Genomic DNA, 11,314 nt, shown 5'->3' with positions numbered 1-11,314 from the left:
CCGCAAGCCCGGCAGCACCACCCGCTGACGCCCGCAAGCCCGGCAGCACCACCCGCTGACGCCCGCAAGCCCGGCAGCACCACCCGTTGACGCCCACGGAAGCCCGCCGCTAGCCTCCCAAGCAAGCGTTTGGTTGTGGTCCAGGGCCGGCTGGTCGTCACGGCTGTCTCGGCGGGCTTGAGACAGCCGTGACGACCAACCGAGGAGTCCGGGAGGCGCGATGGGGCGGCTGGACGGCAAGGTCGCATTGATCACCGGCGGGGCGCGAGGCATGGGCAAGGCGCACGCCCGGCACTTCGCCGCCGAGGGCGCGCGCGTGGTGATCGGCGACGTGCTCGACGACAAGGGGCAGGCGGTCGCCGACGGCATCGGTGCGGACCGCTGCCGGTTCGTGCACCACGACGTCACCAGCGAGGACGACTGGGCGGCGGCGGTCACCGCGACGATCGCGGCGTTCGGCCGGATCGACGTGCTGGTCAACAACGCGGGCATCCTGCGGCACGCGGCCGTCACCGAGATGGATCCGGCCGAGTTCCGGCGGGTCCTCGAGGTCAACCTGGTCGGCGCCTGGCTCGGCATCCGGCAGGTCGTCGCGCCGATGACCACGTCCGGCGGCGGCTCGATCGTGAACATCTCGTCGATCGAGGGGTTCGCCGGCGCGTCCGGGCTGTCGGCGTACAGCGCCAGCAAGTTCGGTGTCCGCGGGCTGACCCGGTCGGCGGCGCAGGAGCTCGGCCCGCTCGGCATCCGGGTCAACTCGGTGCACCCGGGCGGCGTGATGACGTCGATGACCCTGTCCGCCGCGCGGACGATGACCGGCGTGGACCCGGGCGGGTTCCTCAAGTCGCTGCCGATCGCCCGGTTCGCCGAGCCGGTGGAGATCTCCCGGCTGGTCGCGTTCCTCGCCTCCGACGAGGCCTCCTACACCACCGGGGCCGAGTTCCTCGCCGACGGCGGCCTGCTCAGCGGCCCGGGGTACTGATCATGTTGGACGGGCGGGTGGCCGTCGTGACGGGCGCCGGGCAGGGACTGGGCGCGGCCGAGGCGTGCGCCCTGGCGGCGGCCGGCGCGCGGGTGGTGCTCAACGACCTGCCGGGACCCGCGCTGGACGCGACGGTGGAGACCATCCGGGCCGCCGGCGGCGAAGCGGTCGCCTGCCCCGGCGACGTCGCCGACTGGTCGACCGGCGAGACCCTGGTGAAGACCGCGGTCGAGACCTTCGGCGGCCTGGACGTGCTGGTCAACAACGCGGGCGTGCTGCGCGACCGGATGGTCTTCACGATGAGTGAGCAGGAGTGGGACACGGTCGTCCGGGTCCACCTGCGCGGTCACTTCGTGACCACCCGGTTCGCCACCGCCTGGTGGCGGGAGCGGAGCCGGGCCGCGGCGGCGCCGGTCTACGCCCGGATCGTCAACACGGCCTCGGAGGCCTTCCTGCTCGGCTCCGCCGGACAGGCCAACTACGCGGCGGCCAAAGGGGGGATCGTCGCGCTCACCCTGGCGACGGCCCGGGGTTGCGCCCGGCACGGGGTACGGGTGAACGCCATCTGTCCCCGCGCCCGGACCGCGATGACCGGCGAGCTGATGGGCCCCGCCCCGGCCGGGCCCGACCCGCTGTCCCCGGACCGGGTGGCGCCACTGGTCACGCACCTGGCCGGGCCGGCCGGCGACCGGATCACCGGTGAGGTGTTCGTGGTGCACGGCGACGTGGTCGCGCTGCTCGGGCCGCCGACCGTGCGGGCGGTGTTCCACGCGGCGACCGGGCACTGGACCGCCGCCGAACTGGACGCGGCCCTCGGCACCGTCTTCACCGAGGATCCGCCGCGGCCCGGGTTCGTCTGCGAGGAGACGCTGCCGCTGGCGGCGACCACGTTCGGCGAGCCCTCGTGAGGCAGCGGGACGTGGTCGGCATGACCGCGGACGAGGTGGCCGCGCTCCTCGCGTACGCCCGCAAGGTCCAGATCGCCACGATCAACCCGGACGGAACGCCGCACCTGGTCACCATGTTCTTCGGGGTGGCCGGAGGCCGCCTCGCGTTCTGGACCTACCGCGCCTCGCAGAAGGCCCGCAACCTGGCCCGCGACCCGCGGCTGACCTGCCTGGTCGAGGACGGCGAGGACTATTTCGAGCTGCACGGGGTGCAGATCAGCGGCACCGCGACCCGGATCGACGACCTGGCGGGGGTGACCGGGGTGGGCCGGCTGATCGCGGCCCGGATGCCGGACGTGCCGGCCGGGGCCCTCGACGCGTACGTGACGCAGGCGGCCCGGAAACGTGCCGCCTACCTGGTCGAACCGGTCCGGACGTCCAGTTGGGACCATCGCAAGCTGCGCTGACGATATCGATGGCGGCCGTGGCACGGACCACCTAGGCTGCGGGACCTATGAAGATCCTCTCCGGCTCGGCGGCCCTCGCGCTGCTCGCGCTGACCGGTTGTGACAGTGGCACCCCGCAGGCGGCCCCCACCCCGCCACCGGCCGCCTCCACCACGGCGTCCGCACCGGCCACCGACTGCGTGATGCCGGTCTCGTTCGACCTGCTGCCCGGCTGGGAGGCCGATCCCGTCGACGTCTCCCGGATGACCCCGCTGCAGGCCGGTTTCCTGCGTGGCGGCGCGTTCGACGCGGTCTGCTCGGTGGACGGCAAACCGGCCGGCAAGCCCGGCTTCGTGCGGGTGTACGCCTCCGACGTCAGCACCGGCAGCCGCACCGACGACCTCAAGGCGTTCGTCTCCGCGTTCACCGTGCGCAACGGCGAGGCGCTCAACTACGAGGTCCGCAACCCGAAGTACACCGCCGCGACGATCGGCGGGCGGCCGGGCGCCGAGGCCACCTGGACCCGGTACGACAAGGACAAGAAGACCGGCAGCGACTACACCGCGTTCACCGTGGACACGCCGAGCGGGCCGGTGGTGGTGCTCGAGGTGCCGTACACGCCGGCCGAGAAGGCGAACGTCCGGCCCGCGTACGAGCTGGCCAGGGAGACCCTGACGGTAGGCTAGGCGCCGCATGGACCGAGGAGGACCCGCCGTGACAGCAGCCCCCGCCGGCCGGCCCCGTGACCCCGGGGTCGACGAGCGGATCACCCGTGCGGCGGCCGAGGTCTACGGCAGCGAGGGCTGGGCACGGTTCTCCGTCGACGCGGTGGCCCGGCGGGCCGGCGTCGGCAAGGCCTCCATCTACCTGCGGTGGCCCAACAAGGAGGCGCTGCTCGCGGCGGTCTTCGCGTCACGGTTGGCCGGGGTCCAGGACATCGACACCGGATCGGTACGCGACGACCTGGTCGCGATGGCCCGGCAGGTGCTGCACGCGTTCCTGGACGAGGCCGGCGGCGCGATGCTGCGGCTGATGCTGGAGGCCGACGGCATCCCGGCCGGGCGCGAGCACCTGGACCGGTTCCTGCGGTCGCAGGCCACCGCGGCGCGGGCGATCGTGCACCGCGGCATCGACCGGGGCCAGCTGAGCCGGGACACCAGCGTGACCCTGCTGCTCGACACGATCAGCGGGGGCGCGCTCAATCACGCGCTGGTCGCGCCGGCCCCGCTGCGGGGCAAGGTGGCGGCGGGCGCCGACCGGTACGCCGAGGAGCTCGTCGACTTCGTCCTGGCCTCGGTCACCGCCCCAGGTCGAGGGACGTCGCCACCAGCAGCGGTATCCCGTCCGGACCCGGCTTGTGGGTGAGGTCGCCGGCGCGGACCAGCAGCTCGACGTGGGCGGCGGTCTCGGCGACCGCGCCGACCAGCATCGGGCCGATCTCCGCCCACGGGCGTGACCAGGTCAGCTCCCCCGCGACCTGCCACACCGTCGCGGCGCCGAGCCGGTCGACGGCGGCCAGGATCTCCCGGCACCGCTGCCGGTGGTGTTCGCCGAGTTCGGCGGCGCGGGCGGCGATGCCGTGGAACCGGTACTCGTGGCCGGGCAGGGCCTCGCACTCGTCGTACCCGGCGACCTTGCCGAGGGACTCCAGGTACTGCCCGAGCGGATCGTCGCCGCCGCTGATCTGCAGACCGATGTTCGGGCTGATCCGGGGCAGCACGTGGTCGCCGGTGAGCAGCATCTGCGCGCCGTCGTCGAGCAGGCACAGGTGGCCGGGGGTGTGCCCGGGGGTCCAGATGGCCCGCAGGCGCCGCCCGGCCAGCGGCACCAGGTCGCCGTCGTTCAGCATCACGTCGGCGTCGGCGAGCGGGGCGAACAGCGTGCCGACGGCCGCGCCGAAAGCACTGAGCAGGCCGGCGATCCGCTCCTCGGGCACCTGGAACTGCCGCAGGTAGCCGCCGAGGGCCTCGGCCGGCTCGGCCGCCCGGTCGCGCAGCATCGCCCGGCGCTCGGCGGGGTGCATGGCCACCCAGGCGCCGGAGGCGTCCCGCAGCCGTGCGGTGAGCCCGTGATGGTCCGGGTGCACGTGGGTGAGCACCACCCCGGTCACGTCGGCGGCGGTCGCCCCGGCCGCGGCCAGCCCGGCGGTGAGCGCGTCCCATCCGGCGTCGCTGTCCCAGCCGGGGTCGACCACGACCAGGCCGTCGTCGCCGGGGACGAGATAGCTGAGGGTGTAGCGCAGCGGATTGTTCGGGATCGGCACCGGGACGGACACCAGACCGGCGGCGAGCTTCTCCACCGGCGGCAGCGTCCTCGCCCGCCAGGCGGCCTGCTGAACGTTCACCCGAGCCCCTTTCCTAGACGTCGACCGTCTAGGAAATCGACCATATCGCGAACGGCGACCGTTCAGCAATCATCCGGTGGAGCGACCTTCTTGCGCTCGACAAGAGGTCACCAGTAAACTAGTTACTCGCCTATAGTTGAGAGTCAAGTAGGGCGAGGCAGGTCGAGTAGGGCAAGGCAAAACCCCGGCGGCATGCCCACGAGGGGCAGAGGCGGACCGGGGTCTTCACTGCCGAAGTTAGCACATCCGCGGACCAGGAAATCCCAGGTGACAGGCGATGCGGGCAGACCAGCTGATCGATCTCGAGCACGGGTTGTCCCCCGAGCGGCTCGCGCCGTACCGGCGGGCCTGCCACGACGACCTCGCCGCCGCGATCGAGCTGTACCGGTGGAACACCGAGCTCTCCGCCGCCCTCAGCGCCACCCTCGGTCACGTCGAGGTCCGCCTGCGCAACGCCCTGCATCAGGAGCTCACCTCCTGGTCGGCGTTGCGGCACGGCGAGCCGCGGTGGTTCCTGGACCCCGGCGGGACGTTCTTCCCGCCGGAGCTGCACGACATCGCCAAGGCCCGCCGGCGCGCCACCCGCGACGGCCGCCCCGAGACGCCCGGACAGGTGATCGCCGAGCTGAACCTGGGCTTCTGGAAATACCTCCTGGCTCGCCGTTACGACCGCGGCCTCTGGCATCCCTGCCTGCACCGGGCCTTCCCCCGGCAGCCACGGTCGCCGGTGTTCGCCGCCGTCGACCAGGTGCACCTCACCCGCAACCGGATCGCCCACCACGAGCCGATGTTCGACCGGCCGGCGCTCGCCCTGCGCGACACCGCCCTGCGCGTCGTGGAGTGGATCTGCCCGGTCACCCGGGAGTGGATCGAGGCCGACTGCCGGGTGCCCGAGGTGCTTGCCGCCCGGCCGCACTAGATGTTCCGGGCGCGTCGGACGCCCGGGACACACGCGTGGGTTCGGTCACATCATCTCGTCCGTGGTGGGGATGAGGACGGTCTTCAGTTCGGTGTAGGCGTCGATGGAGGTGCGGCCGCCCTCCCGGCCCAGGCCGGACTGCCCGAAACCGCCGAAGGCCACGTGCGGCTCCAACTGGTAACCGTTGACGCCGACGGTGCCCGCGCGCACCGCCTTCGTCAGGCGGAAGGCGCGTTTCACGTCGCTGGTCCAGACCGTGGCGGCCAGGCCGTAACTGGTGTCGTTGGCCAGGCGTACCGCCTCGTCCTCGTCGGTGAACGGGATCACCGCCAGCACCGGGCCGAAGATCTCCTCCCGGGCGATCGTCGCGTCGTTCGACACGTCGGCGAAGACGGTGGGCTGCACGAAGTTTCCGGCGGCCAGTTCGCCGTCGGGACGGCCGCCGCCGCAGACCAGGCGGGCACCCTCGGCCCGGCCGCTCTCGATGTAACCGAGGACCCGGGTCAGCTGGCGTTCGTTGATCAGCGGGGAGGCGGTGGTCTCCGGGTGGAACGGGTCGCCGTAGTTGACCAGGGCGGTCATGCCCTCGCAGACGGCCAGGAAGTCGTCGTAGACGTCGCGGTGCACCAGCGCCCGGGTGTGCGCGACACACGCCTGGCCGGAGAGTCCGAGGGTGACCGTGCCCATCGTGGTGGCGGCGGCCGCGTACACGTCGGCGTCCGGGAACACCAGGGACGGGCTCTTGCCGCCCAGTTCCAGGCTGGTGCGCTTGACGCCGTTCGCGGCGGCGGCCAGGACCCTACGGCCCACCCCGCGACTCCCGGTGAAAGTGATCTTGTCGATCAGCGGGTGGTTGATCAGGGCGTCGCCGGTGGACTCGCCGGGGCCGGTGACCACGTTCAGCACGCCCGGCGGCAGCCCCGCCTCCTCGACGATCCGGGCCAGGCGCAGCGCGGAGAAGGTGGCGAACTCCGACGGCTTCAGCACCACGGTGCATCCCGCGGCCAGGGCGGGGGCGAGTTTCTGGGCGGCCAGCAGCAGCGGGCCGTTCCACGGGATGATCGCGGCGACGACGCCGACCGGCTCGCGCAGGGTGAGCACCACGTGGTCGCCGCCCTGAAAACCGGGCAGGGTCTCGCCGGCGAGTTTGTCGGCCCACCCGGCGTGGTGGTCGAAGACGTCGGCGACGCACTCGACCGACATCGCGTACGTCTCGCCGAACGTGACCGGCACCCCGTTGTCCAGCGCGACCAGCGCCTGCAGTTCCCCCGCGTGCTCGCGGATCGTGTCGGCGATCCGCCGCAGCACGCGGATCCGCTCCTTGGCCCGGGTGCGCGGCCACGGCCCGTCGTCGAACGCGGCGCGGGCGGCCCGGACGGCGGCGTCCACATCGGCGACGGTGGCGACGGCGAACGTGCCGACCTCCTCGGCGGTGGCCGGGTGGTGGTGGGTCCAGGTGCGCCCGTCGGCGGCGGGACGCCAGCCACCGCCGATCAGCAACTCACCGCCCGCCAGCCCGATCTCGTCGCGTTTGGCCTTGATCGAGAGCACCACGCCGAACCTCCCGCTCTGGTCCCCGGCTGGTCTCACGGCTGTCTCAGCGGCACTGAGACGGCCCGCAGAGCCAGCCGGGCCGGATTTGAAACACGTTCTATTTCTGCGCACGGTACGCCGTGTCCCGGAGGTCCGCCAGATACGCGGGCCACTCACCGCCGCCGTGCACGGCCAGGGAGGCGCCGCTGATGTAACCGGCCAGCGGCGAGGCGAGCAGCAGGCAGGCGCCGGCCACCTCCTCCGCGGTGGCGCCGCGGCCCATCGGCACGGTCCGCGCCACCGACGGAGCGGGTTCGACCGGGCCGACCACCAGGCTGTTCACCCGCACCCGCGGGGCCCACTCGGCGGCCAGGCTGGTGGCCAGGTGGTGCAGACCGGCCTTGGCGGCGCCGTACGCGGCGGTCCCGGGTGACGGGCGGGTGCCGCTGACGCTGCCGATCATCAGGATCACCCCGCCGGTGGACTGCTCCCGCATCACCAGGTTGGCCGCCTGCGCGACGTGCAGCGGGGCGATCAGGTTCAACTCGATCACCTTGGCGTGCAGGCGCGGTGACGCGGTGTCGGCGGGGACCTGCGGGCTGCCGCCGGCGTTGTTGATCAGCACGTCGAGGCGGCCGAACCGCTCGGCCGCCGCCGCGACCACCGCGGCGGCCCGCTCCGGTTTCCGCACGTCGGCCTGGAAGAAGTCCGGGGACGGCGACGGTGGCGGGGTGCGGGCGCAGACCAGCACCGCGGCGCCGGCCCGGCGGAAGGCGCCCGCGATGGCCGCGCCGATGCCGCGGGTGCCGCCGGTGACGACCACGGCCCGGCCGGTGAAGTCGAGAGGGTCCATGACGGTCGATGCTAGCCACCCAAGCAAGCGCTAGGTTAGCCTGCCGACGTGGGGATCGATCTGCACCGGGGCGCGATCGCCGAGGTGGTCGTCGACTTTCCGCCGGTCAACGCGCTTCCGGCGGCGGGCTGGCACGCCCTCGCCGACGCCCTGCACACGGCCGGAGCCGACCCGCGGACCCGGGCGGTGGTGCTCGCCGCCGAGGGCCGGGGCTTCTGCGCGGGCGTGGACATCAAGGAGATGCAGCGCACCGCGGGCCCCGAGGCGCTGCTCGCGGCGAACCGGGGCTGCGCGGCGGCGTTCGCGGCCGTCTACGACTGCCCGGTGCCGGTGATCGCGGCGGTGCACGGCTTCTGCCTGGGCGGCGGGGTGGGACTGGCCGGCACCGCCGATCTGGTGGTGGCCTCCGACGACGCCACGTTCGCGCTGCCCGAGGTGGACCGGGGCGCGCTGGGCGCGGCCACCCACCTGGCCCGGCTGGTGCCGCACCAGCTGATGCGGACCATGGTCTACACCTGCCGGCCGGTCACGGCGTGGGAGCTGCACCGGTTCGGGACGGTCCTGGAGGTGGTGCCGGCGGCCGGGCTGCGCCGGGCCGCGTGGCGGGTGGCGGAGCAGATCGCCGCCAAGGACCCGCTCGTCATCCGGCGGGCCAAGGAGTCGTTGAACGGGATCGACCCGGTCGACGTGAAGCGGTCCTACCGCTTCGAGCAGGGCTTCACCTTCGAGCTCGACCTCACCGGGACCGGCGACCGGGCCCGGCAGCGGTTTCTGGAGGAGCGGTGATTCGTGGACAAGCTGGTGGGCATCGAGGACCCCGTCGCTGAGGTCCGCGACGGGATGACGCTCGGGATCGGCGGCTGGGGTTCGCGGCGCAAGCCGATGGCGCTGGTCCGGGCCCTGGTCCGGGCCGGGCGGCGGGACCTGACGCTGGTGAGTTACGGCGGGCCGGACGTGGGGATCCTGGTGGCGGCCGGATGCGTACGCCGGGTGGTCACCGGCTTCGTGTCCCTGGACAGCATTCCGCTCGAACCGCATTTCCGCCGGGCCCGCAGCGCCGGCACGATCCAGCTGACCGAGTACGACGAGGGAATGCTCTACTGGGGACTTCTCGCGGCCGCCAACCGGCTCCCGTTCCTGCCGATCCGGGCCGGCCTCGGCTCCGACGTGATGCGGGTCAATCCGGGGCTGCGGACGATCCGCTCCCCCTATGCCGACGGCGCCGAACTCGTCGCCATGCCGGCGATCCACCTCGATGTCGCCTTCATTCACCTGAACCGGGCGGACGCCCAGGGCAACGGCCGCTATCTCGGGCCGGACCCCTATTTCGACGACCTGTTCTGCCTGGCCGCGAAACGCCGGTTCCTCACCTGCGAACGCCTCGAGACGGATCTGTTCAGCAGTGGCCCGCCGCAGACGCTGCTGGTCAACAGATCGATGGTCGACGGGGTCACGGAGACCCCGAACGGCGCCCATTTCACCAGCTGCGCCCCCGATCACGGGCGGGACGAGACGTTTCAGCGGGAGTACGCCAACACCGATTGGGAGACGTTCCGGGCCCGCTATCTGGACGGCGGCGAATCCGATTACCAGCAGGCGGTGAAACGGTGACCCGGGCGGAGATCTGTGTGGTGGCGTGCGCGGAGGCGTGGCGGGGCGACGGGGCGATCCTGGCCGGCTTCGCCGGGCTGATCCCGCAGCTCGGCGCCCGGCTGGCCCAGCGCACGTTCGCCCCGGAGCTGCTGGTCACCGACGGGGAGGCGACCCTGCTGCGCAACGGTGAGCCGGAGGGCTGGCTGCCGTACCGGGCGGTGTTCGCGATGGTCGCGGCCGGCACCCGGCACGCGATGATGGGAGCGAGCCAGCTCGACCGGTTCGGCAATCAGAACATCTCCTGCGTCGGGGAGTGGGAACGGCCGCGATCGCAGCTGCTGTGCGTCCGCGGGGCCCCCGGGAACACCGTGAACCATCCGGTCAGCTATTGGATCCCGCGCCATTCCCCGCGGGTCTTCGTCGACCGCGTCGACATGGTGTCCGGGGTCGGGCACGACCGGAACGCGTACGAGATCCGCCGGGTCGTCACCGATCTGGCGGTCCTCGATTTCGCCACCCCGGACCGTTCGATGCGGCTGCGCTCGGTCCATCCCGGAGTGCGCGTCGACGACGTCGTCGAGGCCACCGGATTTCCGCTGACCATTCCCCGGGACGTGCCACGGACCCGGGAGCCCACCGACGCCGAACGGGCCCTGATCCGCGAACAGCTCGACCCGGCGGGCCGGCGGGAACGGGAGATCCGATGAGAACGGCGCTCACCGAACTGCTGGGCTGCCGGCACCCGATCGTGCAGACCGGAATGGGTTACGTCGCCGGCGCCCGCCTCGTCACCGCCGTCACCGAAGCCGGCGGCTTCGGCATCGTCGCCTCCGCCACCATGACCCTGGACCAGCTGCGCGACACCATTCGAGAGATACGAGAAAGGACCGGGAAACCATTCGGGGTCAACGTACGGGCGGACGCTCCCGACGCGGGCGAACGCATCGACCTGCTGATCCGGGAGCGGGTCCGGCTCGCCTCGTTCGCTCTCGCGCCGGACCGCGACCTGATCCGCCGCTGCGCCGACGGCGGGGTGCTGACCATGCCGTCGGTGGGCGCGCGGCGGCATGCCGAGAAGGTCGCCGGATGGGGTGTGGACGCGGTGCTCGTGCAGGGCGGCGAGGGCGGCGGGCACACCGGGCCGGTACCGACGTCGCTGCTGGTGCCGCAGGTGGTGGACGCGGTCGGGATCCCGGTGGTGGCGGCCGGCGGCTACTTCGACGGGCGGGGGCTCCTGGCCGCCCTGGCCTACGGGGCGGCCGGGATCGCGATGGGCACCCGGTTCCTGCTGACGTCGGACAGCCCGGTCGGTGAGCGGGTCAAACGGCTCTACCTCGACGCGCCGGTCACCGGGACGGTCGTGACCACCCGGGTGGACGGTGTTCCGCACCGGGTGCTGCGTACCCCGTACATCGACGGTCTCGAGAAGTCGGGGAGCGTGCGCGCGCTGATCGGAGCAGCCCGGCACGCCGTCGCGTTCCGGCGTCTCGCCGGCCTCTCCTGGCCGCAGCTCGTGCGCGCCGGGCGCACGGCGCGGCACGGGCGGGAGCTGACGTGGGCGCAGACGCTGATGGCCGCGGGCACGCCGGTGCTGCTGCGCACGGCGATGGTCCAGGGCCGGCCGGAGTTCGGGGTGATGTCGGCCGGGCAGGTCGCCGGGCTGATCGACGACCTGCCGTCGTGCGCCGAGCTGATCGACCGGATCATGACGGAGGCGTCGGACGGGCTCGACCGGCTCGCCGCCGCACGCTGAACCG

13 protein-coding genes are annotated in these 11,314 nt (G+C 72.8%); 10 read left to right on the top strand and 3 right to left on the bottom strand.

The window, feature by feature from the left end; translation table 11 throughout:
* The first annotated feature begins 220 nt into the window (after positions 1-220).
* Genes Aut01nite_RS14020 through Aut01nite_RS14000 form a run of 5 tightly spaced genes read left to right on the top strand, consistent with a single transcriptional unit; the run spans position 221 to position 3,680 of the window.
* Complete coding sequence (locus Aut01nite_RS14020; protein ID WP_043525554.1) at positions 221-982, top strand: glucose 1-dehydrogenase; 762 nt, start codon at positions 221-223, stop codon at positions 980-982.
* A gap of 2 nt (positions 983-984) precedes the next feature.
* Positions 985-1,890, top strand: a complete 906-nt coding sequence (locus tag Aut01nite_RS14015) for an SDR family NAD(P)-dependent oxidoreductase (protein WP_043525555.1) — start codon at positions 985-987, stop codon at positions 1,888-1,890.
* Complete coding sequence (locus Aut01nite_RS14010) at positions 1,887-2,336, top strand: pyridoxamine 5'-phosphate oxidase family protein (protein WP_043525556.1); 450 nt, start codon at positions 1,887-1,889, stop codon at positions 2,334-2,336. The genes Aut01nite_RS14015 and Aut01nite_RS14010 overlap by 4 nt, the downstream gene beginning before the upstream one ends.
* A 47-nt stretch (positions 2,337-2,383) precedes the next feature.
* On the top strand, positions 2,384-3,001 hold the full coding sequence (locus tag Aut01nite_RS14005) for a lipoprotein (protein WP_052163786.1): 618 nt from the start codon (positions 2,384-2,386) through the stop codon (positions 2,999-3,001).
* 28 nt (positions 3,002-3,029) lie between these two features.
* Positions 3,030-3,680, top strand: coding sequence for a TetR/AcrR family transcriptional regulator (locus Aut01nite_RS14000; protein ID WP_043525558.1), 651 nt, complete (start codon positions 3,030-3,032; stop codon positions 3,678-3,680).
* Here Aut01nite_RS14000 and Aut01nite_RS13995 read toward each other — a convergent pair.
* Entirely contained in the window at positions 3,613-4,659 is a 1,047-nt protein-coding gene (locus Aut01nite_RS13995) for an MBL fold metallo-hydrolase (protein WP_236642725.1), read from the bottom strand. The genes Aut01nite_RS14000 and Aut01nite_RS13995 overlap by 68 nt on opposite strands.
* 277 nt (positions 4,660-4,936) lie before the next feature.
* Here Aut01nite_RS13995 and Aut01nite_RS13990 point away from each other — a divergent pair, with 277 nt between their 5' ends.
* On the top strand, positions 4,937-5,578 hold the full coding sequence (locus Aut01nite_RS13990; protein ID WP_043525559.1) for a hypothetical protein: 642 nt from the start codon (positions 4,937-4,939) through the stop codon (positions 5,576-5,578).
* Between the two features lie 45 nt (positions 5,579-5,623).
* Here Aut01nite_RS13990 and Aut01nite_RS13985 read toward each other — a convergent pair whose 3' ends face one another.
* Together Aut01nite_RS13985 and Aut01nite_RS13980 are read right to left on the bottom strand one after the other, a co-directional pair.
* Positions 5,624-7,132 (bottom strand): aldehyde dehydrogenase family protein, encoded by a 1,509-nt coding sequence (locus Aut01nite_RS13985; protein ID WP_043525561.1) that lies wholly within the window; start codon positions 7,130-7,132, stop codon positions 5,624-5,626.
* Between the two features lie 97 nt (positions 7,133-7,229).
* The gene (locus Aut01nite_RS13980; RefSeq protein ID WP_043525563.1) at positions 7,230-7,964 is read right to left on the bottom strand and encodes an SDR family oxidoreductase; all 735 of its coding nucleotides are present in this window, start codon (positions 7,962-7,964) and stop codon (positions 7,230-7,232) included.
* A 48-nt stretch (positions 7,965-8,012) separates the two neighbouring features.
* On the opposite strand from Aut01nite_RS13980, the gene Aut01nite_RS13975 reads away from it, so the two are divergent.
* From Aut01nite_RS13975 to Aut01nite_RS13960, 4 genes are read left to right on the top strand one after another with little or no spacing between them, the layout of a single operon-like run.
* Positions 8,013-8,750, top strand: a complete 738-nt coding sequence (locus Aut01nite_RS13975) for an enoyl-CoA hydratase family protein (RefSeq protein ID WP_043525564.1) — start codon at positions 8,013-8,015, stop codon at positions 8,748-8,750.
* A 3-nt stretch (positions 8,751-8,753) separates the two neighbouring features.
* Positions 8,754-9,575 carry a CoA transferase subunit A gene (locus Aut01nite_RS13970; RefSeq protein WP_043525565.1) on the top strand — a complete coding sequence of 274 codons (822 nt, stop codon included), beginning with the start codon at positions 8,754-8,756 and terminating at the stop codon, positions 9,573-9,575.
* On the top strand, positions 9,572-10,264 hold the full coding sequence (locus Aut01nite_RS13965) for a CoA-transferase subunit beta (protein ID WP_043525566.1): 693 nt from the start codon (positions 9,572-9,574) through the stop codon (positions 10,262-10,264). The genes Aut01nite_RS13970 and Aut01nite_RS13965 overlap by 4 nt, the downstream gene beginning before the upstream one ends.
* Positions 10,261-11,310 (top strand): NAD(P)H-dependent flavin oxidoreductase, encoded by a 1,050-nt coding sequence (locus Aut01nite_RS13960; RefSeq protein ID WP_043525567.1) that lies wholly within the window; start codon positions 10,261-10,263, stop codon positions 11,308-11,310. Before Aut01nite_RS13965 ends, Aut01nite_RS13960 begins: the two co-directional genes overlap by 4 nt.
* The last annotated feature ends 4 nt before the right edge of the window (positions 11,311-11,314 follow it).

Origin of the sequence: Actinoplanes utahensis (assembly GCF_016862455.1) — a bacterium.
GTDB classification, from domain to species: Bacteria; Actinomycetota; Actinomycetes; order Mycobacteriales; family Micromonosporaceae; genus Actinoplanes; species Actinoplanes utahensis.
Note: the sequence above shows the minus strand (reverse complement) of the source record. Positions and strands in the feature narration are given on the sequence as shown.